The following is a 24,440-nucleotide window of genomic DNA, read 5'->3' as shown; positions in this document are numbered from 1 at the left end:
CATCGAACCCGCCGCTTGGCTCAAGGATACGCTGGAAAAACTACCCAGCTGGCCCAACAGCCGGATCGATGAGCTATTACCCCTCGCGCCTCAACCTGAGTAAAGGTGGGGCGGCTGGACGCTTACGTTCATGTACCAGATCCTGCTCCTGTTCCCGCAGTTGAGCCCACGCAACCTGGTTTTCTGGTTTTCCGCGAGCCTGCTGCTGTTTGGCGTGGAGCGCATACTGATGCTGCGCCTGTACCGCCATTTGATGGACAACGGCAAATTCCTCCAGCGCACCGTGATCCTGGGCTTTACCGACACGGCCGTGCATGTGGCTGAACACCTGTCGCGCAACAGTGACATCCGCTCCGGCCTGATCGGTTTTATCGACGACCGTACCGAGCGCATTCCCAAGGAGTTGAGCCGCCTGCCGTTGCTGGGCAATACCCGCGACCTGGAAAAGCTGATCCGATCCGAACAGGTCAACCAGGTGATGATCACCCTGCCCTGGGCCGCCGAGCAGCGCATCAATGGGCTGGTCAAGCGCCTGCGGCAGATGTCGGTGAACGTCATGCTGGTGCCGGACATGGCCGCCCTGCGCTACGGCCATAACCGAATCACCGATGTGGGCGGCATCCTGATGTTCAACACCTCGCAGTTGCCGCTGCGAGGCTGGTCGCCCTTTATCAAGCGTTGCGAAGACCTGCTGCTGGCCAGCATCGGCCTGCTGCTGCTGTCGCCGGTGATGCTGGTGACCGCCATCGCGATCAGACTCGATTCCAAGGGCCCGGTGCTGTTTCGCCAGAAGCGCTATGGCTACAACGACAACCTGATTCGCGTGTTCAAGTTCCGCTCGATGTACGTCGAGCAGACCGACCTCAACGCCGAGCACCAGACCACGCGCCAGGACCCGCGCATCACTCGGGTCGGCAGGATCATCCGCAAGACCAGCATTGATGAGCTGCCCCAACTGTTCAACGTGCTGCTGGGCAATATGTCGATGGTCGGCCCGCGCCCCCACGCCACGGCCACCAAGGCCGCCGGGATTCCTTTCGAGGAAGCGGTCAGCGAATACAGCTCGCGCCATCGGGTCAAGCCGGGCATTACCGGTTGGGCGCAGATCAATGGTTACCGCGGCGAGACCGATACGCTGTTCAAGATTCAGAAACGGGTCGAATACGACCTGGAATACATCGCCAAATGGTCCGTATGGCTGGACCTCTACATCGTTTTCATGACGGTCCCGGCCGTTCTTTCCACCAAGGAAGTCTATTGATGAACCCACTTAACGGATTGATTCCCTGCATCATCTCCGGTGGTTCGGGTACGCGGCTGTGGCCGGTTTCGCGGCAGAACATGCCCAAGCCCTTCATGCGCATGCGCGACGACCAGAGCCTGTTGCAGAAGACCTTCCTGCGGGCCAGTCACTTGCCGGGCGTCGACAGCATCCTGACCGTGACCAACCGCGACCTGCTGTTTCGCACCCTGGACGACTACCGCGCGGTGAACACCCAGCGCCTGGGCCTCGACCTGCTGCTGGAGCCGTTTGGCCGCAACACCGCCGCCGCCATCGCCGTGGCCGCCTTGCATGTGCAGGAGCATTTTGGCGCAGATGCGCAGTTGCTGGTAATGCCGGCCGATCACCTGGTGCTGGATGAAAGCGCCTTTGCCCAGGCGGTGGAAAAAGCCCACGCATTGGCCGAGGCCGGTTACCTGGTGACCTTTGGCATCCAGCCTGACCGAGCAGAAACCGGCTTTGGCTATATCGAACAAGGGCCGGCCCTGGGCGCGGGCTTCAGGGTGCAGCGCTTTGTCGAAAAGCCCGACCTGGCCACCGCCCAAGGCTACCTGGACGGCGGCAAGCACCTGTGGAATGCCGGCATGTTCTGCTTCAAGGCCGCCACCCTGCTGGAAGAATTGGCCAGCCACGCACCGGCAGTTTTAGAGGCGGCCAAGGCTGCGCTGGAGCACAGCCAGAGTCTGCAAAACAGCAGCAGTCGCCAGCGCGAGCTGAGCCCGGAAGGTTTCGGCACCGCGCCGGATATCTCCATCGATGTAGCGCTGATGGAAAAATCCGCCCAAGTCGCGGTCGTGCCCTGCGACATTGGCTGGAGCGATATCGGCTCCTGGGAAGCCCTGCGCCAACTCACGCCCAGTGACGACAATGGCAACCAGATCAACGGCGAGGCGATCCTGCACGACGTGCATAACTGCTACATCGACTCGCCCAAGCGGGTACTCGGTGCGGTGGGCGTGCGTGACCTGATCATCGTCGACACCCCCGACGCCCTGCTGATCGCCGACGCGCATCGCAGCCAGGACGTGCGGCATATCGTTGCCGAACTCAAGCGCCAGAATCACCCGGCGTTCAGCCTGCATCGCACCGTCACCCGGCCGTGGGGCACCTACACGGTGCTGGAGGAAAGCACGCGGTTCAAAATCAAGCGCATCGTGGTCAAGCCCAAAGGTTCGCTGTCCCTGCAAATGCACCATCACCGCAGCGAACATTGGGTGGTGGTCAGCGGCGCGGCAATGATCACCAATGGCGAGCGCGAAATCCTGCTCAACATGAACGAGTCCACCTACATTCCCGCCGGGCACAAGCACCGCCTGACCAACCCCGGCATCATCGACCTGGTGATGATCGAGGTGCAGAGCGGTGAGTACCTGGGTGAAGACGACATCGTGCGTTATGACGACATCTACGGCCGCGCGCCGGTTGAAGTGAAGCCCTGATGCGTACGTCATTGATCATCCCCACCCGCAACGCGGCCAGCCACCTGGACCGCCTGTTGCCAGCGCTGCGCATGCAGACGTTGCAGCCGGATGAAATGCTGGTGGTCGACAGCGCATCGAGCGATGACACCGTGGCGCGCTTTCGTGAATTCGGCGCGCGCGTGGAGGTGATTGACGCCCGTGATTTCAACCACGGCGGTACCCGGCGCTGGGCCAGCGAGCAGGTGGGCGGCGACGCTTTGATCGTGATGACCCAGGACGCGATCCCCGCCACCGCCGAGACCTTCGCCAACCTGATCAACGAGCTGCAACTGGAGCCGCTCAACGGCGTGGCCTACGGCCGGCAACTCCCGCACCCCGGTGCCGGCGTGCTCGGCGCGCAGTCGCGGCATTTCAATTACCCGGCGGCCAGCCGCACCAAGCGCCTGGACGACGCAGCGCAACTGGGCATCAAAACCTGCTTCAGCTCCGACTCGTTTTCGGTGTACCGACGCAGCGCCCTGAGCGCGGTGGGCGGTTTCCCCCAGGATGTGATTGGCAGTGAAGACGCCTATGTGGCCGCGCGCATGCTGCTGGCCGGTTACCAGGTGCGCTATGCCGCGAGTGCGCAGGTTTATCACTCCCATGATTACCGCTTGCTGGAAGAGTTTCGCCGCTACTTCGATATCGGTGTGTTCTACGGCCGCGAGCCGTGGATTCGCCAGGCGTTTGGCGACGCCGGCGGCGAAGGCAAACGTTATGTGCTGGCCGAACTGCACGCATTGCGCGAGGCCAACGCGCTGTACCGCGCCCCCGAAGTGGTGGTGCGCAGTGCCTTTAAATTGCTGGGCTATCGCCTCGGCCACCTTGAACGCCACCTGCCCAACGCGCTTAAACGGCGCCTGGGCATGTTTTCCACCTACTGGACTTGAGCCGTCATGAAGACTATCAACCGACGTTTCCGTCTTACCCTGCTCGGCCTCTTGAGTGCCTCAATCTGGCTGGCTGGTTGTTCGACCCCCGCGCGGGTGCCGCTTCCTGACAACAATACGCTCAAGGCCGGCCATCAAGCGGCGCTGACCCTGGCCGACCTGCCGCCCCCGCAGGTGCTGATCCAGAGCGGCGACTCGCTGCGTATCGTGCGTGATGCCCAGGAGCCGGCGGCGGCCGATGACATGACGATATTCGTGGTGCGCCCTGACGGCGTGATCTCGGTGCCCAACATTGGCCGGGTCAAAGCGGCCTTGCGCACGCCCGAAGACCTGGGCAAGGAGATCACCGAGAAGTACAAGCGCATCTACCGCGAACCTGCGGTGACGGTGAACATCGCCAGCGCGCCGAGCAACAAGGTGTTTATCGGCGGCGCGGTGTCCAACCCGGCGTTTTTCGACCTGGCCGGCAACGTCAGCGTCGAGCAGGCGCTGCTCAGCTCCGGTGGTGTATTGCCCTCGGCGGATGCCTCCAACGTAGCCTTGCTGCGCACCGGTCCCGACGGCAAGTACAGGACGTACTTCATCAGTCTGGAAAGCATGTTGACCAACCCCAATCACCCGCGGGTAGCGTTGCAGCGCGGCGATTTGATCTTTGTGCCGCAGTCGGGCATCGGCGCGACGGTGGAGGCTGTGGATATGTACTTCACCAAGCTGTTTCCGATCAACAAAGGGATTGGTATTGGCTTGAATTACGACCTGAACAAGAGCGACGTGAAAAATAGCGGCAACACCATCTACAACAACCCAACCATCAACGCAGGCCAAGGATTATGAAGCGGGCTTCGTATCACTCGAACCAAGTGTTCCCGCCTTTCGTAAACCCCATATGCAATGGAGTGATCCTGTGATCGAAATCCGCTCTCTTCGCGACCTGCTGCGGCTGTTTTTCATCTACCGCCGCGAATTCAAACTGGCCGTGCTCACCACGATCGTCATCGCCGTGCTCGGTGCCTTCCTGCTGCCGGCTCGCTACGAGTCGGACGCGCGCTTGCTGGTCAAGCCAGGGCGGGACAACACCACCTTGCCGATCGAGGCCGCCAACCGCCAGACACTGATTGCCCCGAGCACCCAGCACGACCCGATTGTCGACGAAGAAAAAATGCTCACGGGCCGGCCCATCGTGCATATCGTTGCCGAACGCTATATGGCGATGACCGCCGAACCGCCGCAAGGCTTCTGGAAGGTCACCAAGTTCTACATCAAAAAGGGCGTTGGCGAAGTCATCAATGGCATTCGTAGCGTGCTGCAGTTCGTCGGCCTTGCCGAGAAACAAAGCCCGCTGGAGCGCTTGGCGACCTCACTGGAGAAGAACTTCACCGCCGGTCACGAGCCGGGCTCTTCGGTGATCGAGATTTCGTTCACCTGGGACGACCCGGCGGTGGCGCAAAAAATCGTCGAGACATGGGTCAACGCCTACCTTGAAGAACGCGCGCGGATTCTCGGGCGCAAGAGCCTGCACACCTTCTATGAAACCGAACGCGCCAAGGTGGCGGAGAATATCCAGAGCCTGAAGGACCAGTTGCAAGGCCGCTTGAAGCAGATCGACTCGATCAGTGTCGATGCGCGCCTGAAGAACCTGACCAACCAGATCGACCGCGTCACCGACGCCAAGGTCAGCGCCCAGAACCAGATCTCGGGGATTCGCAGCCTGCTGGCCAACGCCAGCCAGCAGATCAAGAGCCAGCCGGCAGACGTGGTCACGATGCGCGAAACCAGCCTCAACCCCACCCAGCTAGACCTCAAGCGCCAGCTCAATGCGCTGCAAGTGGAGCGGGCTCGGCTGTTGCGCACTTACCTGCCGGGTACCCCGCAGGTCAATCAGATCGAGCAGAACATCCGCGACATGGAAGCCCTCAGCGCCCAGGAAGCCACCCGCCTGGAACGCTCGCAGAACACCGCGCCCAACAGCCTGGTGATCAACGTCAAACAGCAAATGATCGACGCCCAATTGCAAGAGCGCAAACTGGCCGGGGAAATCGAGAACTACGACAAGACCCTTGCCGAACTGCGCACCCAGCGTGACCAGGCGATGACCGATGAACCGCAACTCAACACCCTGAGCCAACAACTGCGCACCGCCGAAAAAAGCTACGCCTTGTACTCGGACAATCTTGAACAGGCGCGAATCGACCATGAACTGGACAACAGCCAGATCAGCAACATCGCCCTGATCGAACACGCCACCCTCAACCCGGCACGCGTGTTTCCCAAGAGCCTGCTGATGCTGTTGTTCGCTATTCCCGCTGGCGTTGCCGTGGGCTTGCTGACCATCTATGTGCTGTACCTGCTGGACCAGCGCATCCACGATGGCACGCGCTTGCAGGAGATGTTCCACGTGCCGCTGTGGAGCAGCATTCCCGATGTACAGGACGCAACGCCGGCAGCCGTCACCGCCAGCCTTTATCGCTTGTACAGCCTGCTGCCCCTGGATCGCATCGCCACCCAAGGTTTTGCCCTGGGCCTGACCTCGGCGCGCCATGGCGAGGGTGTTACCTTTATCGCCGAGCAACTCAAGCGCCTGCTGGAGGAGCGTGGTCACCGTGTTTCGGTCGATGGGGCGAACGCGCCAACGCCGGGTGAAGTGTTGCTGCTGGACGCCTCGGCGCTGTCCTCCAACCCGCAGGCGTTCCTGACGCTGCGCCGCGCCGACCAGATTGTGTTGGTGATCGAAGCCCGCACCAGCACCGTACCAACTATTGAAAATGCCGTGTCGTTGCTGACGACCGCGTTCGGCAAAGTCGACGGCATGATCCTCAACCGCCGCCGCTTCGAAGTGCCGGCCAAGGTGCTGGCGCGACTCAATAGCTGGCGTGGGGCGGCCTGATGCGTATCGCATTGCTGGCGCCGCTGCCACCGGAGCAGACCGGGATCGCCGATTACGCCGCGCACTTGCGCAACGCGTTGATCGAACAAGGCCTGGAGGTGGTGACCCCGCTCGCCGGCTGCCTGGAACTGCCTGAACAGTTGAAGCGCCTGCAGGCCTTTGACTGGCGCAGCGTGGACCTGGTGCATGCTGAACTGGGGGGTGGACGCTTCGGTGAGTTCCAGGCGCTGGAGTACCTGCGCCGGGCGCAACCGCACCTGCCGTTGACCGCCACGGTGCATGACCCGGAGCGCCTGATCTGGCGCCGGGCCAAGCTGTTTTTCCCCTTGACCCTGCTTGAACGCCTGCCCCACCCGCTGCCCCAGGCGGCAGCGCTGCTGGCCGACCCGTTGACCTTGCACGAAGAGCGGCGCCTGGCCAAAAGCATGCGCCGCCTGATCACCCTCACCCGCCTGGGCGGCGACTGCCTACGCCAGCGCATGGGCCTACGCCCGCAACAGGTGGCGGTGATTGCCCATGGCAACCTGCCCATCGCGCCCCAGGCCTTGCCGCCACTGGCGCCACTGCGTCTGCTGTATTTCGGCTTTATCTACCGCGGCAAGGGCATTGAGGACTTGCTGCTGGCCCTGGCCCAATCACTGGCCGCCCACCCGCAATGCCGAGGCCAGGTACGCCTGACCCTGGCCGGTGGCACCGCGCCGGAAATGACCTTTGACCCCGCCGGCAATTACCTCGATGGCCTGCGCGAGCAGATCAGCGCGCTGCATCTTGAGGATGTGGTGGACTGGCAACTGGACCTGCCCTCGGCGCAGATCCCTTCTACGATCCAGGCGCACCATGTGATGGTGCTGCCCTATCGCGAATCGAAAAAACTCAGCTTCCTGGGGCAGATGCGTGGCACCAGTGGCGCGCTGTCGTGGGCCAATGCCTGCGGGCGCGGGGTGATCACCTCCAACGCCCGCGCCTTTGCCGAAGAGGTGGCCGGCGGTAATGGCATCACCTATCAGCAGGGCGATACAGCGTCCTTGAGCAACGCCTTGAGCCGCTTGATTCTCGACCCGCAACAGGCACAGCAATGGGCCGCACGGGCTGGAGAAATCGGCCATCAACGCCAGTGGGCCAACACGGCCCAGCGGTTTGCTGAATTATTTCGGGATGCTTGTGAGGAGCCGTTGCGATGAATCTGTCATCCGTTCGCCCACTGTGGCGCTACTTGCCGCTGGCGCTGTCAATCGCCGTCGGTAGCGCCCTGCTGTTGAGTGAAAAAGTCGATGCACAACCGGTGAACCTGGCCCCGGAGCGCAGCGTGGTCTGGAAGGATTTTCTCGGCGTGAACGCGCACTTTCTGTGGTTCACGCCCGAGCAGTACAACAAGCAGATCAAGCAATATAAAAAGCTTGGATTGCAATGGGTGCGGGTCGATCTGCACTGGGATCGCCTGGAACCCAAGGAAGACGATTATCAGCTCGGCACCTTCGATGAACTGGACCGCACCCTGACCGCTGAAAAACTGCGCTCGGTGTTTTACCTGGTGGGCTCGGCGCCCTTTATCACCACCGCCCCCAAGGGTGCGCAGTTCCAGGATCAGTACCGACCGCGGGATCCGGAAGTGTATGCGCTGCGCCTGGCACTTCTGGCCAAACGCTACCCCACTATTGATGCCTGGCAGGTGTGGAACGAGCAGAACCTGCCGAACAACTGGCGCCCCAAAGTCGACGCCAAGGAGTACGGGCAATTGTTATTGGCCAGTCACCAGGCCCTGAACCTTGCCGCGCCCGGCAAACTGCAGGTCATGGGTGGCATGGCGTATTACAGCCAGATGCCGCCGCGTGGCAAAACCCTGATGTTTGAAGCGCTCGGCGCGCTGGGGGTGCAAAGCCTGGGCATGGTCGCGGCTTATCACCCTTATTCGATGACTCCGGAAACCGATGAGCCGGGCAAGAACGAAGTGCTACTGCGCGGCGATCAACTCAATTCAATGCTGCACGGTGCCGGGATCAAGCAGGTCTGGGCCACTGAATGGGGCTGGTCCAGCTATGCCGGCCCCAAGGAGATGCAGGACCTGATCGGTATCGACGGGCAGGCCGACTACACCTTGCGCCGCCTGGCGTTGATGGCGTCCCAGGACTACCAGAAGATCTTCCTGTTCGCGTTGTCCGACCTCGACCAACGCGCCTCGCCACGCGATCAGCATTACGGCCTGTTGAACCTTGATGGCGAACCCAAGCCGGTGTACACCGCCCTCGCCCGCTTCCTGGAGATCACCGGCCCCACGCTTAAACCCGGCAACACGCCGCAGTTGCAGGATGTACCGGACAGCTTCTACAGCGTGGCCTGGACCCGCCCTGACGGTAAAAACCTGCTGATGTATTGGAGTGCCAAAGGCAGCAGCATCAGCCTGCCCGGCATCAAACACGCAGAACTGCTGGACCCGCTGACCGGCGCCCGGCAAACCCTGAGCGACGACAACGGTATTCGCCCAGCGGTGAAGCCAAGTTTGCAGATACTGGTGTGGTAGCCCCGGGCATGGAGAGCTGTACATGAGAATCCTCTGGATTGTGCCCTACCTGCCGTGGCCGACCACCAGCGGCGGCAAGACGCGGCAGTACCATTTGCTGCGCACCTTGAGTGAGCGCGGGCATCGCATCACGCTGCTGGCGCAATCGAAAACGCCGGCCGATGACGCGGCGCATGCGGCCTTGAAGCCGTTACTCGAACGCCTGATCGTCGTTCCACGCCGGCCGCTGAAACATCCGCTGACCCTGCTCGGCGGCCTGTTCGCGCCCTGGCCGCTGTTGACCACGGTCAACGGCCTGTCGGCACCGTTGCAGGCCCAGTTTGCGCAACTGTTGAATGAGCGCTGGGACGTGATTCAGGTAGAACACAGCTACAGCCTGCAGCCGTTTCTGCGCACCTTGCAGCAGCAACGGCGCGAGTTTGTGCTGACCGAGCACAACCTGGAATCGAGCCTCGGCGGCGCCACTTATGACCGCTTCCCCAAGTGGGCCGCACCGTTTGTACAGTATGACCAGTGGCGCTGCCGGCAATGGGAACGCAAGGCGTTCGATGCCGCCGCTCATGTGGTCGCCGTGACCGAGGCGGACGCCCAGGCCATGCGGCCGCTGTCGACGACGCCGGTGAGCGTGGTGGTCAATGGGGTCGACAGCCGCGCCTTCGCCGAGGTCAACGCCGATGCGCAGAGCCAGCGCCTGTTGTTTGTCGGCAACTACGAGTACGCACCGAACCTGGACGCTGTGCAGTGGCTGCTTGAAGAGATCTTCCCCAGGGTCTGGTTGCAGTGCCCGAACGCACGCCTGGCGGTGGTCGGCTATGGCTTACCCGAACACTGGCGCGAGCGTTGGCCCGATGAACGTATCGAGTGGCTGGGGTTTGTTCCCGACCTGTGCGCCTTGCAACGCCGCTGCGCCGGTTTTGTCGCCCCGTTGCGCCATGGCGGCGGCTCCAAGCTCAAGGTATTGGAAGCGATGGCCGCCGGCTTGCCGCTGGTGAGCACGGCCCAGGGCGTGTCCGGGTTGGCGGTACAGCCGCAGGTGCATTACCTGGCCGGCGAAAACGCCGAGGCCCTGGCCGACGCCGTTGTGCGCCTGCTGGATGAACCGGCGCTGGCCGGGCGACTGGCCGATGCCGCACGCGACTATGCGCGGCAATACCACGACTGGGCAGTGGCGGGCAATGAACTGGAGCACCTCTACCACAGCTTGCTCACCGCCAAGGAGTCTCAGCCATGCGCGTAGCCCTGGACTATCGCCCCGCCACGGTTGCGCCGTCTTCGGGCATCGCCCGCCAGGTCGTGGCCCTGGAAGACGCCCTGCGCGCGCGGGGCAACACCGAGGTGGTGCTGTTCACTGAGGCGCCCCTGGAGCATCCGCAGCGCCAGACTGCCGTTTGCCCGGCCTGGGCCAGCCCGCTGGACGGCCTGCAACGCCCACAGGTGCGCCTGCGGTTCGAGCGCGGCTTCTTGCCCAAGGCGCTGCACGAGCAGCAGATCGACCTGTACATCGCCACGGCCAATATGGGCTTGCCGCTGTGTCGCAAACCCGCCGGCACCCGCTATGTGCTGGTGCTGCATGACCTGTTTCAGCTCACCCACCGCAACTTCCATCGCTCCAAACTCAAGGCCCTGGCCTACCGCCTGATCGACGGGGCTTCGATTGCCTGGTCGGTATGGCAGGCTGATCGGGTGTGGTGCCCTTCGCAGTTTTCCTGCAATGAAGCCGCGCGCCTGTTCCCCTGGGCCCGGGCCAAGTTCCGCGTGCTGAACAACCTTGTGCCCGAATTGAATGCAGCGCCAGAGCCGCTGCCCGCCAACCTGCCGGCGCGTTACTGGCTGGTGGTGGGCACGCGGGAGCCGCGCAAGAACATGGCGTTCTTCTTGCGCCAATGGCAGGCCTGCCGTGCGCTGAACCCTGATGTGCCGGATTTGGTTCTGGTGGGCCACGCCAGCGATGTACCGGCGGCACTGGGTGACCTGCCGGGCCTGCATTGGTGCAGCGGTTTATCGGACGGCCAACTCCAAGCGCTCTACCGTCATGCCGCGTGCCTGTGGCAGCCGTCCTATGCCGAAGGCTTTGGCTTGCCGGTGGTGGAAGCCTTGAGTGTCGGCACGCCGGTAGCAGTGGCACGCGGCAGCGCCCTGGATGAAATCGCGCCGCCCAACGCCCCGCGCTTCGCCCCCCATGACGCCGAGCAACTGCACAAGGTCATGCAACAACTGGCCGGCGCCGAGGCCACGCAAGACGGCGAAACACACCGCGCCTGGGCCCGGCAATTTGCCGAACCGGCTTATCGCGCGCGCCTGGACACTTTGCTCAAGGAATTGGACCGCTAATGCTGCCAGGAAAATTCGTCAGTCTGCTGCTGGGCCTGGTGTTCGGCGGGTTGCTGTTGGCCCTGTCGCCGATCAAGGTCATGTTGGTGGTGGCCGGTGTGGCCGTGGCCTTGACCCTGATCCGCTTTCCCCTGTGGGGCTTGCTGATTTTCGCGGTACTGGCCACCAGTATTCCCTACACCACCTTGCAACTGGGCATCCGCACCACCGTCAGCGAGGCGGTGCTGGGGCTGACCTGGGTCGGGGTGTTCTGGCAAGCGTTCATCGGCAAGACCCGTGGTTTCATGCTGTGGCGGCCGACCGAGCGGGCGCTGATGTGGCTGATGCTGTTCAGCACCATTCCGTTTATCTGGGGCATGCTGATCATCCATGCCGAAGGCAACGGGCCGGTGAACTGGGTGCGCTGGCTGATGAACCTGTCGATGTTGTTTATCGTGCCGCTGCTGCTGCGCACCGACGCCGACCGCGACAAGGTGGTGGTCGCCTTGTTGCTGGGTAACCTGGCGATGCTGTTGCTGTCGATCTTCATGTTCCTGAAGACGCGCAATGCGATGTCGATGATCGATATTCTCACCGACCTCAAATACGCCCACCCGGAAGCGGTGAAGGACATTTTCTCCGCCAACTACACGCGCATGGCCTCGCCCTGGGTGCACCCCAACCTGACCGGGGGCGTGCTGGTGCTGTTTATTCCGCTGGCACTGTTTTATGGCTGGACCCGCAGCGGCTGGCGCCGGGCCCTGGGCCTGGCGGTGGCGGTGCTGGGGTGTGCCGGCCTGCTGCTGAGTATTTCCCGTGGCGCCATCGTGGCCCTGGCGCTGGTGTTGATCTGGCTGGCCTACAAACGCGTGCCGAACAGCGGGCGCATCATCGGTATCGGGGCGGCGTTCGCCGTTGCGCTGGTGATGTTCTATCCGCCGTTGCAGGACCGCTTGATGACCATCTTCTCGACCACCAACGCCAGTACCGAAATCCGCTTTGACGAGTACGCCAGGTTCCCCACCGCCATGGCGACCTTCCCCCTGGGGATCGGCTTCAAGATCGACCCGCCCGTGCCCGGTTCCAATCTGTTGGGGATCTCCAACCTGTGGCTGAACTTCATCTACAAGGTGGGCCTACCCGGGATGCTGCTATTTATCACCGTCACCCTGTTGTGGTGGCGCGAAGTGCGGCCCCTGGGCCAGGTGCGCAAAGTCACCGCCGACAATGCGCTGTGGCTGGGGTGCATCTGCGGCGTGCTGGCGGCGCTGCTGACGGGGATTTTCGACCACTATTTCAGCTTCACCTTTGTACTGATCGCGCTGTTCTGGCTGTTGATGGGCATGAGCCTGCAACAGGTGCGCCTGCGCCCCTCCATTACCGCCCCTGTTGCTGCTATTGCGCCAAAGGATAACCAACCATGAAGCACCGGATGATTCACTCCACCGACTTGCGCGACCGCCTCCCCACGCTGGCCGCTGAAATGGGCGTGAGCCTGCCGGACCTGGAAGAGGCGCTGGACTGGTGCCTGGCCAACGACGTGGTATTTGAAGAAGGCGAAGGCGACAACAAGCGCTTCTGGATCAGCTCCATCGACCTGGAAACCGCGATTGAGCAACCGGTGGCGCGCCGCCTGTTCCGACGGATGAAACAGGATCTGCCGGCCCAGCTACTGCCGCGTTACGGCAAAAACTGGGCAACCGTCAAAGACCGGTGGCGCAGTGTCTGGGACATGGCCTACAACATCTTGATCAACAAGATCCCCAGCCACCATGTGCGCATCGCCTGGCTGCGCCTGGGTGGCGCGAAGATCGGCAAGGGCTCCAGCTTGTGGCGTAACACCGAAGTGCTGGGCATGCACAATCTGGTGGTCGGCGACGATTCGGTAATCGGTTGGCATTGCCAGGTAGACGCTCGCGCCGGGCTGGTGATCGGCAACCATGTGGCGATTGCCTCCCACGTTTTGCTCATCGCCGGCAGCCATGATCTGCAAGCGCCGGAGTTCTGGTCGATTTCCGGGCCGACTTACATCGACGACTACGTCTGGATCGGCAGCCGTGCGTTGATCGGCTTCGGCACGCACCTGGGCTATGGTTCGGTGATAAGCGCCAATACCGTGGTGGCCAAAGCCGTGGCGCCCTACAAAATCATTGGCGGCAGCGGCGCCAAAATCATGGGCGAACGCTGCCATGATCTGAACTACAAGGTGGGTGGCAAAGGCCTGTTCACCCTGTTCCACTGATGTTCGGCAGCACGCTCTGGCTGACCCTGGCGACGCTCGCCGGGCTGGTGGCCGGTTTTGCCCGCGAATGGCTGCTGGTGGCAGCCTGGGGCGCGGGCAGTCGCAGCGACGGGTTTCTGGTGGCGGTGTTTTTGCCCGAAGCATTGCGCATGACCCTGGCCGCCGGCTTGCTCGCAGCGGCTGCCCTGCCCCTCTATCAGCAACGCGACCCACAGCGCCAGCAAGCCTGGCTGGCCAGCCTGTCCCCTCGCTTGCTGGGCGTGGGCCTGGCCCTGTTTGCCCTACTGGCGCTGGGCGCGCCGCTGTGGGTGCGCCTGATCGGCCCCGGCCTGGACGCCGCGGCCCATGCCCAAGCCGCCGCCAACCTGCGCTGGCTGGCGGCCTGTGCGCCAGGCCTGGTGATGCATGGGTTGTTCAGCATTCCCTTGCAGGCACGCCAACGTTTTGTCCTGCCGGGCCTGGGCTCTTTACTGTTCAATCTGCCACCGGTGCTGTACCTGTTTATCCGTGGCAGCTCCAGCGACAGCGCCGAACTGGCAATGTGCTTTTTTGCGGGTAGTGTGTTGATGTGCCTGCCGTTACTGGCGCCGGTCTGGTCCTTCGGCTGGCGGCCGTGGCAGGTCAGCGGCGACCCGCTGGCAGGCCGCGAATTGCTGGGGCGCATCGGCCCGTTGTTGGCCAGCAACGTGGCCAGCCAGGGCCTGGCACTACTGGAGCGCTTGATCGCCAGTTTCCTGGGAGACGGCGCTGTGACGTGGGTCAACCTCGCGCGCAAGCTGATCAACCTGCCACTGATTGCCTTGATGAGCCTTAACCAAGTGCTGCTGGGCATGATGAGCGGCGAGCAAGGCCAACAGCGCCTGGCCCTGCTGCGCCGCGGCCTGGATGCAGCGACCCTGCTGAGCCTGCCTGCGGCCTTCGGCCTGATTGGCGCCAGCCCCACACTGATTCATCTGCTGATGCCCGCCCAGAGCGCCGACGGCCCACTGCCGGCGCTGCTGGCCTGGTTCGCCACGCCCCTGGTATTTGGCGCCTGGAACGCCATGCTCGCCCGCTATGCCTATGCCAGCGGCGACACGCGCCTGCCGCTCAACTGCGAACTGCTGGGCAGCCTGGTCAACGCCGCCTTGTTGGTGGTGCTGCCCTATTGTTTCGGCCTGCCGGGGATCGCCTTGGCGGCGTTGGGTGGCGTGGTGGTGACCAACCTGTTGCTGATGCACCGCCAGCAACTGCTCGGCCAACTGGGCTGGCCGTTGCAGTGGGGCTTGAGCGGGGTGCTGTTGGGTGTGGCGGCGCTGGCCCTGCACCCCTTGCACAACGATGGCTGGCAGTTGGGGTTGAGCAGCCTGGCCGGCGCGCTGGTGTTGCTGGGGCTTGGGCTTTGGCTCAAGCCATGGAAGGCCTGAGGCCGGTTCCCACCCAAACGGTGGGATGAGACCGGTTCAATCCTCCAATGGTTTGGGGGCTTTGCTGCCGGGCTTGGCGGGTTTGGTGCCCTTGGCCGGAGCCGCTGGCGCGGCTGGAACAGGCTCCGGCTCCGCAGGTGCGGCAAGCTCCTTTTCCGCCTGAGGCATCTGATCGATGGCGCTGAAAAATTCCTTCAGGTCGAGGCTGTCCGGGGGTACGGTTTTTTCGAGTTTCTTCTCGCCGTCCTTGCCGATCAGGATCACCTTGGTACCGCGGCCGACGCCGAGTTTGAGGGCGCGGATCAGCGCGTTGGTTTCTGGCGGCGTGAGCTTTTTACTGTCCTTTGGGTCCTTGGCGAACTTCTCCCCTTCGGCGCCGATACTGCCGAACTTGACGGTGTAGAACACCATGCTGCGCTCTTCGAAGGACTGCTTGGTGGCAGCCTCTTCCAGTTGTTTCTTCAGCGTTGCCAGTGTCGGGTTTCCAGCATCAAGCTCTACGACCACCAGGGGGCGCGTCTTGCCCAACTCCTGCTTGAGCGGATTATCATCAGCGGCCAACAACGGCCCCGTAAAAGCCATCAAGGTAGCCAGGGTCAGCGACCGGATGAGCATGCGCACCTCCTTTGAATTCCATGCAGGGTTCTTGAGTTTCATGTCTGCGACAGCCAAATTCAAGGATGATTCCTACACCTCTTTGAGAAGCGTAGGTCAGGAAGCCCGCTACGCAAGGGCTTGGACTGTGGCCTGGTCATTGTTTCTTCCGGTTACGAGACTTTCCACTGCGGCCAATGCCGGGCAAAAACGGGGGCCACGACAGGGTCGGCGTCTACCTGCTCCAGGCTCTGCGCAAAGCCCGGCGCCAGATTGCCGAGCACCTCGCGCGCGTCATCCCAACGCGACACCGCCGCCGCCATGATGCCCAGTGCATTCGGCGTGTTGCTCGGGGTAAACAGCTGACCGGCAAACTGATCGGCAAACACGACCCAAGCCTGGTGCAGGTAGCGCCGTGTGCCGCTGACCAGTTGCGCTTGCTGCGCCTCATCAGCATTGCCCAACCAGCGTTGCGGGTAGTCGATGATGCCGATCGCCGAATAGCAGTTGGCGGCGATATACAGCAAGCCGCGCAGGATCTGCGTACGATCGCCGGCCAGCAACTCGGCCTTGGGATACTCCAGGCCCAGGTGGATCAGGATCGCGGCGCTTTCGGTCAGTACCTGGCCATTTGGAGTAACCAGAGTGGGGATCTGCTTGAGTGGATTGATACGTGCAAGGGCGTCACTGCCCTCGCCGTCCTGCCAGGAACTGGCCTCCACGCGATGCCACGGCACTGCGCAGCGTTGCAGGGCAATTTCGATCATGCAGGAGCCGGATTCGTCGGTGCCATAAAGGGTGTACATGGGCGTTTCCTCCTGAGCCAAGGGCAATAGTGAGCCTGTGGTCGATTAGCTAGAATAGTCCCATTTGCCCGCCCACCAACGTACCGAAATCATCATTCACGAACGGCAGGATCGCATCGGCCACGGGCTGCAATTGGCGCGTGACGTAGTGGTCGTAGTCGATGGGCGCCTGGCGCACTTCCAGCGGTTGCGGGCCGTTGACGCTGATCACGTAGCTGATCCAGCCACCGCGCTGGTACTGGCGCGGGCGACCCAGACGGTCGTTGTACTCGTCGGCCAGGCGCGCGGCGCGTACATGGGGCGGGACGTTGCGTTCGTAGTCGTGCAAGGGCCGGCGCAGGCGTTTGCGGTAGATCAGCAACTCATCGAATTCGCCGCTCAAGGTACGCCGCACGTAGTCGCGTATGTAGTCCTGATGGGGTTGGCGATGGAAGATGCGTTGGTAGAGTTCCTGCTGGAATTGCCGGGCCAGGGGCGACCAGTCGCTGCGCACGGTTTCCAGGCCCTTGTAGACCATTTCTTCACTGCCATCTTCGCGTACGACCAGGCCGGCATAGCGCTTTTTGCTGCCCTCCTCGGCGCCACGAATGGTCGGCATCAGGAAGCGACTGAAGTGGGTTTCGTATTGCAGCTCCAGAGCGCTTTGCAGGCCATATTCGTTGCTCAGGTGCGCGCGCCACCAGTCGTTGACGTGCTGCACCAGCGCCAGGCCGATGCGATTGGCGTCCTGCGCAGAATGCGCGCTGCCCAGCCAGACGAAGGTGGAGTCGGTGTCGCCGTAAATCACCTCGTACCCTTGGGCCTCTACCAGCGCGCGGGTCTGGCGCATGATCTGGTGCCCCCGCAGGGTGATCGAGGACGCCAGCCGCGTGTCGAAGAACCGACAGCCGCTGGAGCCGAGCACACCGTAAAAGGCGTTCATGATGATCTTCAGTGCCTGGGAGAGCGGCGCATTGCGCTCGCGCTTGGCCTCTTCGCGGCCTTCGGACACGCGGGTGACGATGGATGGCAGGCAATGCCGGGTACGGGAGAAGCGCGCCCCGCGAAAGCCTTCCACCGAGTCGCTGTCGTCGGGATGCTTGAGACCTTCGATCAAGCCCACCGGGTCGATGAGGAAACTGCGGATGATCGACGGGTAAAGACTTTTGTAGTCCAGCACCAGCACCGATTCATAGAGGCCCGGGCGCGAGTCCATGACAAACCCGCCGGGGCTGGCTTGGGGCGGTTTGTCGCCCAGGTTCGGCGCGACGAAACCCTGGCGGTGCATCAACGGCATGTACAGGTGGGTGAAGGCGGCCACGGAACCGCCGCTGCGGTCGGCCGGCAGCCCGGTGACGCTGGCGCGTTCGAGCAGGAACTTGAGCAGCTCGGTCTTCTCGAAAATCCGTGTGACCAGTTCACAGTCCTTGAGGTTGTAGCGCGCCAGGGCGGGCTTGTCCTCGGCGAACATGCGGTTGATTTCATCCATGCGCTGGTACGGCGTGGAGATGTCCTTGCCTTCGCCAAGCAGGGTTTGCGCGACGTTTTCCAGGCTGAAGGATTCAAAACTCCAAGTGGCCGAACGCAGGGCTTCGATACCGTCGATGATCAGCCTTCCCGCCGCTGCCGCAAAGTAGTGATTGCGGCTACCGTGTTCGCGCCAGGCCATGGCTTCACCGCCACGTCCCAGCAACAGCGGCACGTTCAGGCGCTGGGCGTGTTCGTGGAGGACGCGCAGGTCGAACTGCACCACGTTCCAGCCGATGATCGCGTCGGGGTCAAACGTGGCCAGCCATTGGTTGAGGCGTTCGAGCAGTTGAGCGCGGGTGTCGCAATAGTCGAGTTTGAAATCCACGGCGTCGGTTTTGTTCGGCGGGCCGAGCATGTACACCTGGCGCTCGCCGCAGCCTTCGAGGGCGATGGAGTAGAGATCGCCCTGGGCGGTGGTCTCGATATCCAGGGACACCAGCTTCAAGGGCGGACGGTAGTCGGGGCCCGGCTTCATCTGCGCGTCAAGCAAGGTGCCGCTCGCATCCGGCGTGCCGCCGAACCACACAGGGGCGGTGATAAAGCGCTCCATCATGTAGCGCTCCGGCGGGCGCACGTCACCTTCGTAGACATCGACCCCGGCAGCGCGCAGGCGCTTTTCGATGTCCATCAACTGGCGGTGCTGGCGGGCGTACAGGCCCAGGACCGGGCGGTGATGAAAGTCGCACAACTGCAACGGGCGCAACTCAAGATCGCGCTCGTCCTTGAGCAACCAATCGAGCGGCTTGCGGTAAGCCTCAGGGATGAACACCACCGAGGTTTGCACGGGTAGGCGAATGCACCGTGGCCCTTGGTCGGTGGCCAACCAGAAGCTGACCTCCGTGCCTGCCGGGGTATCGCGCCAATGCCGGGTCAGGACAAAACCCTGCTGTAAATCCACCGTACCGCACCTCAAGAATCGCGTTCAGGGCGTGATTCTACTCGGCATCCGTACAAACGCGGCAGGTTAACGCGTACGCGGAGCGCGATCGCATAAATTTGTTGCAGGACATTAATAACAATCACTATCATTTGCATCGGAGCCGTATCCGCGCAGTGAGGAAGCGCGACGTTGTTGTCCCCTTCCTCATAAGTTAGCCGTCTGGATCGACCATGCCCCTCTGCAAGCTTTTCGCTGCGCCATTTCGCCCGACCCTGCTCGCCCTTTGCTGCTCCGTGAGCCTTGCTGCACAGGCGGCAACCCCAGCGGCCTCAGACAACGTGTTGGAACTGGGCGCCACCAACATCAATGCCCAAGCACCCGCGCCCACGGCGCTGCCCCCTGAGTTTGCAGGAGGCCAGGTTGCACGTGGCGGCCAACTGGGTGTGCTGGGCAACCAGGACATCATGGATGTGCCCTTCAGCATGTCCTCCTACACCGAAAAGTTGATTCGCGACCAGCAGGCAGAAACCGTTGGCGATGTGCTGCTCAATGACTCCTCGGTGCGCCAGGCCTCGGGGTATGCGAACCAGTCCCAGACGTTCATGATTCGTGGCCTGCCGTTGAATGGCGACGACATTTCCTATAACGGTTTGTACGGCATCCTGCCGCGCCAGATCATTTCCACTGACGCCCTGGAGCGCGTGGAGGTATTCAAGGGCCCTAACGCCTTTATCAACGGCGTCACCCCCACCGGCTCGGGGATTGGTGGCGGCGTGAACCTGCAACCCAAGCGCGCCGATGATGTGCCACTGCGTCGTTTCAGTACCGACATCAGCAGTGATGGGCGGATTGGCGAACACTTGGATATTGGCCAGCGCTTTGGCGAAGACAACCGTTTCGGCGCACGGGTCAACCTGTCCCAGCGCGAAGGCGATACCGGCATTGATGATGAGAGCCAGCGTTCGAAGCTGTTTGCCGTCGGCCTCGACTACCGCGGCGATGCGTTGCGCTTGTCCGGTGACTTTGTGTATCAGAAGCAGCGTATCAACGGCGGGCGCAACTCGGTCTTTCTCGGCAAGATCACCCACGTGCCGGATGCCCCTTCGGCAGACACCAACTACGCACCGAGCTGGAGCAGTACCAACCTTGAGGACACCTTGGGCATGCTGCGCGCCGAGTACGACCTCAACGAACACTGGACCGCATACGCGGCAGCCGGTGCCAAACACAGCCGCGAAATGGGGCGCTACTCGTCGGTGACCCTGAGCGATAATCTCGGCAATGCCAGCGCCAGTGGCTCGACTATCGCCCACGAAGAAAACAACACCAGCGCGATGGGCGGGCTCAATGGCCAGTTCCAGACCGGCCCCGTCAGCCATCGGCTCAACTTCGGCCTGGCCGGCATCTGGACCGAGGCGCGCAACGCCTATGTGTTCGCCAGCGCAAAAACGGCAACCAACATCTATCACCCAGCGACCGGCGCGCCACCGGCCCTCAATAGCCCGCGCAATACCCCAGGTACCGACTTCAGCGATCCGACCATCACTGGCAAGACTTTCGTGCGCAGCCTCGCGGTATCCGACACTTTAGGGTTCTTCGACGACCGCTTGTTGGTAACTGTCGGCGCACGTCGCCAACAGATGGTAGTGCAAAGCTACAACTACATGAGCGGCACCCGAACGGCCAACTATGACGAGTCGATCACCACGCCGGTCTACGGCATTGTGTTCAAGCCGTGGGAGCATGTATCGCTGTATGCCAACCGCATCGAAGGCCTGGCCCAGGGCCCGACATCGCCGCTCAAATCAGGCAATCTGACGGTCATCGGTGGCGGTCAAGCTTATGCGCCTGCCCGGTCCAAGCAGATCGAGGCCGGCGTCAAAGTCGACATGGGTACCTACGGTGCGACCTTGGGTGTCTACCGTATCGAACAGCCAGGCGCGGGCTATGCCGAAGCCATCGACGCCACCACTGCCCGCTATGTGCGTGAAGGCCAGCAGATCAACAAGGGCGTCGAGCTGAACGTCTTTGGTGAGCCCGTCAGCGGGCTACGCCTGCTGGGCGGAGTGACGCTGATGAAGACCGAACTCAAGGGCACCCTCAACGGCGCCAACGATGGCAACCGGGCCATTGGCGTACCTTCATTCCAGCTCAACGCCGGCGTCGACTGGGATGTGCCTGCCTTGCCGGGTGTGACCCTCAACGGCCGTATGCTGCGCACCGGCGGCCAGTACGCCGACGCAGCCAACGAGCTGAGCCTGCCGGCCTGGAACCGCTTCGACGTGGGTGCACGCTACACCTTCGCCGTGGACAACCGCGAGGTGACATTGGGTGCCACGGTAGAGAACGTCGCCAACCAGAAATACTGGGAGTCGGCCCAGGGCGGGTTCCTGAGCCAGGGGGATCCGCGAGTGGCGAAGTTGTCGGCGTCGATTGATTTCTAGAACGTGATTACGTTGGGGGGCTGATCTCCCCCCTTGCCCACCATCATACTGGTCGGGTTTCGCTCAGATAGGTTTCGATATTGCCCATCTGCTCATCCCAACCACGGGAGTTCATCTTGAACGCCTTCTGGCGCCGCGCCTCGGGAACTTGGTCGAAACCGGATTCGACAACCCGCAGCAGGATACCTGGGGCGCGATCCTCGATGGTGAACTCCACCAGGGTCGGTGTTTCGTTGTCGTAGTCGACGCCCTCCTCTACCGCGAAGGGGTGCCACCAGAAAGAGAACAGTGTTTGCGGCAGGACGCGTTCGATCCTGGCCTTCCAGACTACATGTTCGTAGCCTGGGTAAGTAATTGGCGCTTCGATAGTTTGCCCGGCTACAAAGGTTTTGCCCTTGAGCGCGATACCGAACCAGCTGCCAAATTGCTCGGCATCCGTGAGAGCCTCCCAAACCTGTTTACGCGATGCATTGAGCAGGACTTTGCGTTCGATGCGATCTAATACGTGCATAAGTCACCTCCTTCATTGAACAGTAGGCGACATCAACCAATGCGCAACCTTGCGTTGTGCGCGATGATGATGACCCCTCCTTGCCTGGCCATAGGTTATGACTGACCCACTGAATGGAAGTTGCTTGTGCAAAGGTGTGCGCTACCAAGTGGACAGCCTGGACATGCCCATCAGCCACTGCCACTGCGAAAGCTGCCGCAAGGCACACGCGGCCGCGTTTGTCGCCACGGCTGGGGTGATGCGTGAGCATTTTCGCTGGACGCAGGGTGAGGAACTACTGTCGTCCTTTGAGTCTTCGCCGGGTAAATTCAGGCATTTCTGTTCGCGTTGCGGCGCGCATCTGATCGCTGAACGTGGGCATCAGCCCCATGTGATTGTGCGGGTGGCGACGCTGGATGATGATCCGGGCGTCAGGCCCACCTCGCATATCTGGACGGCCCATGAAGTGCCCTGGCTGGCCTATGACGGCGTAGCGCGCTGGGACGAATGGAAGGTCTGAGTCAAACCCGTGGATCACCCGCAGCCTTGGCCGGCGCCGCATATTGCGGCTTGAGGTGGCCTTCTTGGTCGAGCAGCCAGGCATCCATGATCTGGCGCACCACAGGCCCGGCTACACGGCCGCCGGCCTCACCGTTTTCGATCATGACTGAAATTACGATTTTCGGATGTTCGGCCGGCGCGAAGCCGACGAACAAGGCGTTATCACGATGCCGCTCCAAGGTCTTGTTGCGGTTGTAGCGCTCACCCTGCTTGATTGCCACCACCTGGGCGGTACCACTCTTTCCGGCGATACGGTATTGGGCGCCTTGCGCTGCCGCCCGGGCGATACCGCGGGGATCGTGCATCACCAACTGCATGCCGTGGTTGACCTGCTCCCAGTCACGCGGGTCCTTGAGCACCACGTTGGGCATCGGGTGTTCATCTACCGGAGCCACACCGTTGATGGTCTTGGCCAGGTGCGGTCGGTTCCATACACCTTTGTTGGCGATCAATGCAGTGGCCTGGGCCAATTGCAGTGGCGTCACCTGCATATAGCCCTGGCCAATACCGAGGATCACGGTTTCGCCTGGGAACCACGGCTGGCGACGGGTCGCACGCTTCCAGGCTTGGGATGGCATCAGGCCGGCAGATTCTTCGAACATATCCAGGGACACTTTCTGGCCCAGGCCGAACTCAGCCAGATAGTCGTGCAGGCGATCAATTCCGAGTTTATGGGCCAGGTCATAGAAGTAAGTGTCGTTGGAACGCATGATGGCCGCATCCATGTCCACCCAGCCGTCACCGCTGTGGTTCCAGTTGCGGTATTTGTGGTCAAAGTCTGGCAACTGATAGTAACCCGGGTCGAACACTCGGGTTTGTGGGGTAACGACACCACTGTCGAGACCGGCAATGGCCACTTCCGGCTTGATGGTTGAACCTGGCGCATAGAGCCCGCGTAGCACGCGGTTGAACAGCGGCCGGTCAATGGAGTCATGCAGCGCGGCGTACTCCTTGAAGCTGATGCCGGTGACGAACAGGTTCGGATCGAAACTCGGTTTACTGACCATGGCCAGTACTTCACCGGTTTGCGGGTCCAGGGCGACTACCGAACCACGACGGTCGCCCAAGGCCTCTTCGGCGGCTTCCTGTAGCTTGACGTCGAGGCTCAGGACGATGTTTTTGCCAGGAATCGGATCGGTGTGCTTGAGCACGCGCAGCACACGGCCCTGTGCGTTGGTCTCCACCTCTTCATAACCGACATGGCCGTGCAGTTCTGACTCGTAAAAACGCTCGATTCCGGTTTTGCCGATGGATTGGGTACCGCGGTACTCCACCGAATCAAGGGTCTTGGATTCTTTTTCGTTGATGCGACCGACGTAGCCGATAGAGTGGGCAAAGTGCGCGCCCAGAGGGTAATGGCGAACGAATTGTGGCTCGACGTCCACCCCAGGTAGGCGGAACTCGTTGACGGCCAAAACGGCGATCTGCTCTTCGGTCAACTCGTAGAACAACGTGACGGGAACAAACGGGTGACGGGCCTGCTTGAGCGCCTTATCAAACACTGCACGGTCTTCGGCAGGCAGGTGCAATAGATTGACGATCTCGTCCAGCTCAGCCTTGAGGTCGGCGGTGCGCTCACGGGTGATGGTCAGGTTATAACTAGGGCGGTTGTCGGCCAGGACTACGCCATTACGGTCATAGATCAAGCCGCGAGTCGGTGTGATGGGTAGTACGTGCACCCGGTTGTTTTCGGAAATTGTGGAGTGGTAGTCGTACTGCACCACCTGCAGGAAATACATGCGCCCTACCAGCGCACATGTGATCCCAATCACCAGCAACGCGCAGGCGAGCAAGCGTTTGTTGACCAGGCGGTTTTCTTTTTCGTGATCTTTGATTGGTATCGGTTCGGGCATTTCTACAGCATCTCGTTGGAAAAGGTCGACGCCGCATCCTGCGGATAAGGATCAATCCTTGTGAAAATGTGCTGCACCATAGCAAAAATGCAGAAACACTTTGTATCGAATTCCCTCAACGGCAGCTTATTTAATGTTGCCAGAAGCGCTGGAATTTTCGAGCGCCCAAAACAAAACCCCAACTGCTTTCGCAATTGGGGTTTCGGAATTTAATCTTGACGATGACCTACTCTCACATGGGGAAACCCCACACTACCATCGGCGATGCATCGTTTCACTGCTGAGTTCGGGATGGGATCAGGTGGTTCCAA

19 protein-coding genes, 1 rRNA gene and 1 pseudogene are annotated in these 24,440 nt (G+C 61.8%); 15 read left to right on the top strand and 6 right to left on the bottom strand.

The window, feature by feature from the left end; genetic code table 11:
- The 13 genes and pseudogenes from GIW04_RS12150 to GIW04_RS12090 all read left to right on the top strand — a co-directional run.
- Window positions 1-103, top strand: a 103-nt coding sequence (locus GIW04_RS12150; protein WP_156422911.1) for a transposase domain-containing protein, incomplete at its 5' end; no start/stop codon positions are given.
- A gap of 18 nt (window positions 104-121) precedes the next feature.
- Window positions 122-1,261: pseudogene (locus tag GIW04_RS12145) on the top strand (undecaprenyl-phosphate glucose phosphotransferase); the annotation flags it as partial.
- Window positions 1,261-2,721, top strand: coding sequence for a mannose-1-phosphate guanylyltransferase/mannose-6-phosphate isomerase (locus tag GIW04_RS12140; protein WP_120249156.1), 1,461 nt, complete (start codon window positions 1,261-1,263; stop codon window positions 2,719-2,721). The pseudogene GIW04_RS12145 and the gene GIW04_RS12140, both read left to right, overlap by 1 nt.
- Window positions 2,721-3,632 (top strand): glycosyltransferase family 2 protein, encoded by a 912-nt coding sequence (locus tag GIW04_RS12135; RefSeq protein WP_034135245.1) that lies wholly within the window; start codon window positions 2,721-2,723, stop codon window positions 3,630-3,632. Before GIW04_RS12140 ends, GIW04_RS12135 begins: the two co-directional genes overlap by 1 nt.
- Before the next feature lie 6 nt (window positions 3,633-3,638).
- Window positions 3,639-4,466: a polysaccharide biosynthesis/export family protein gene (locus GIW04_RS12130; RefSeq protein WP_034135244.1), complete on the top strand. Its 828-nt coding sequence runs from the start codon at window positions 3,639-3,641 to the stop codon at window positions 4,464-4,466.
- Between the two features lie 70 nt (window positions 4,467-4,536).
- Complete coding sequence (locus GIW04_RS12125; RefSeq protein WP_003190210.1) at window positions 4,537-6,516, top strand: GumC family protein; 1,980 nt, start codon at window positions 4,537-4,539, stop codon at window positions 6,514-6,516.
- Window positions 6,516-7,697 carry a glycosyltransferase gene (locus tag GIW04_RS12120; protein ID WP_120249157.1) on the top strand — a complete coding sequence of 394 codons (1,182 nt, stop codon included), beginning with the start codon at window positions 6,516-6,518 and terminating at the stop codon, window positions 7,695-7,697. Before GIW04_RS12125 ends, GIW04_RS12120 begins: the two co-directional genes overlap by 1 nt.
- Window positions 7,694-9,034 (top strand): beta-xylosidase, encoded by a 1,341-nt coding sequence (locus GIW04_RS12115; protein WP_120249158.1) that lies wholly within the window; start codon window positions 7,694-7,696, stop codon window positions 9,032-9,034. The genes GIW04_RS12120 and GIW04_RS12115 overlap by 4 nt, the downstream gene beginning before the upstream one ends.
- Before the next feature lie 22 nt (window positions 9,035-9,056).
- A complete protein-coding gene (locus tag GIW04_RS12110) occupies window positions 9,057-10,271 on the top strand; it encodes a glycosyltransferase family 4 protein (protein WP_120249159.1) in 1,215 nt (404 codons plus the stop codon).
- Window positions 10,262-11,365 (top strand): glycosyltransferase family 4 protein, encoded by a 1,104-nt coding sequence (locus GIW04_RS12105; protein WP_034135239.1) that lies wholly within the window; start codon window positions 10,262-10,264, stop codon window positions 11,363-11,365. Before GIW04_RS12110 ends, GIW04_RS12105 begins: the two co-directional genes overlap by 10 nt.
- A complete protein-coding gene (locus GIW04_RS12100) occupies window positions 11,365-12,768 on the top strand; it encodes an O-antigen ligase family protein (protein ID WP_003190202.1) in 1,404 nt (467 codons plus the stop codon). Before GIW04_RS12105 ends, GIW04_RS12100 begins: the two co-directional genes overlap by 1 nt.
- Entirely contained in the window at window positions 12,765-13,586 is an 822-nt protein-coding gene (locus GIW04_RS12095; protein WP_003190200.1) for an acyltransferase, read from the top strand. Before GIW04_RS12100 ends, GIW04_RS12095 begins: the two co-directional genes overlap by 4 nt.
- Window positions 13,586-14,992 (top strand): lipid II flippase MurJ, encoded by a 1,407-nt coding sequence (locus GIW04_RS12090; protein WP_003190199.1) that lies wholly within the window; start codon window positions 13,586-13,588, stop codon window positions 14,990-14,992. Before GIW04_RS12095 ends, GIW04_RS12090 begins: the two co-directional genes overlap by 1 nt.
- Before the next feature lie 36 nt (window positions 14,993-15,028).
- Here GIW04_RS12090 and GIW04_RS12085 read toward each other — a convergent pair whose 3' ends face one another.
- The 3 genes from GIW04_RS12085 to GIW04_RS12075 all read right to left on the bottom strand — a co-directional run bounded on the left by GIW04_RS12085 (window position 15,029) and on the right by GIW04_RS12075 (window position 18,799).
- A complete protein-coding gene (locus GIW04_RS12085; protein WP_236478990.1) occupies window positions 15,029-15,607 on the bottom strand; it encodes a DUF4174 domain-containing protein in 579 nt (192 codons plus the stop codon).
- A gap of 152 nt (window positions 15,608-15,759) precedes the next feature.
- Window positions 15,760-16,392, bottom strand: a complete 633-nt coding sequence (locus GIW04_RS12080) for a glutathione S-transferase N-terminal domain-containing protein (protein ID WP_003190195.1) — start codon at window positions 16,390-16,392, stop codon at window positions 15,760-15,762.
- Window positions 16,393-16,441: 49 nt separating this feature from the next.
- Complete coding sequence (locus GIW04_RS12075) at window positions 16,442-18,799, bottom strand: DNA polymerase II (RefSeq protein WP_120249160.1); 2,358 nt, start codon at window positions 18,797-18,799, stop codon at window positions 16,442-16,444.
- Between the two features lie 212 nt (window positions 18,800-19,011).
- On the opposite strand from GIW04_RS12075, the gene GIW04_RS12070 reads away from it, so the two are divergent.
- Window positions 19,012-21,225 carry a TonB-dependent receptor gene (locus GIW04_RS12070; RefSeq protein WP_120249161.1) on the top strand — a complete coding sequence of 738 codons (2,214 nt, stop codon included), beginning with the start codon at window positions 19,012-19,014 and terminating at the stop codon, window positions 21,223-21,225.
- A gap of 43 nt (window positions 21,226-21,268) precedes the next feature.
- Here GIW04_RS12070 and GIW04_RS12065 read toward each other — a convergent pair whose 3' ends face one another.
- Window positions 21,269-21,736 carry an SRPBCC family protein gene (locus GIW04_RS12065; protein ID WP_003190189.1) on the bottom strand — a complete coding sequence of 156 codons (468 nt, stop codon included), beginning with the start codon at window positions 21,734-21,736 and terminating at the stop codon, window positions 21,269-21,271.
- A gap of 97 nt (window positions 21,737-21,833) precedes the next feature.
- Here GIW04_RS12065 and GIW04_RS12060 point away from each other — a divergent pair, with 97 nt between their 5' ends.
- Window positions 21,834-22,235, top strand: a complete 402-nt coding sequence (locus GIW04_RS12060) for a GFA family protein (RefSeq protein ID WP_003190187.1) — start codon at window positions 21,834-21,836, stop codon at window positions 22,233-22,235.
- A gap of 1 nt (window position 22,236) precedes the next feature.
- Here the strand turns inward: GIW04_RS12060 and mrdA are convergent, their stop codons facing one another.
- Window positions 22,237-24,129 carry a penicillin-binding protein 2 gene (mrdA, locus tag GIW04_RS12055; protein ID WP_034135234.1) on the bottom strand — a complete coding sequence of 631 codons (1,893 nt, stop codon included), beginning with the start codon at window positions 24,127-24,129 and terminating at the stop codon, window positions 22,237-22,239.
- A gap of 213 nt (window positions 24,130-24,342) precedes the next feature.
- Window positions 24,343-24,440, bottom strand: a 5S ribosomal RNA gene (rrf, locus tag GIW04_RS12050); the annotation flags it as partial.

Origin of the sequence: Pseudomonas sp. PA-4-8C, assembly GCF_021606625.1 — a bacterium.
Lineage (GTDB): Bacteria > Pseudomonadota > Gammaproteobacteria > Pseudomonadales > Pseudomonadaceae > Aquipseudomonas > Aquipseudomonas lactis.
Note: the sequence above shows the minus strand (reverse complement) of the source record. Positions and strands in the feature narration are given on the sequence as shown.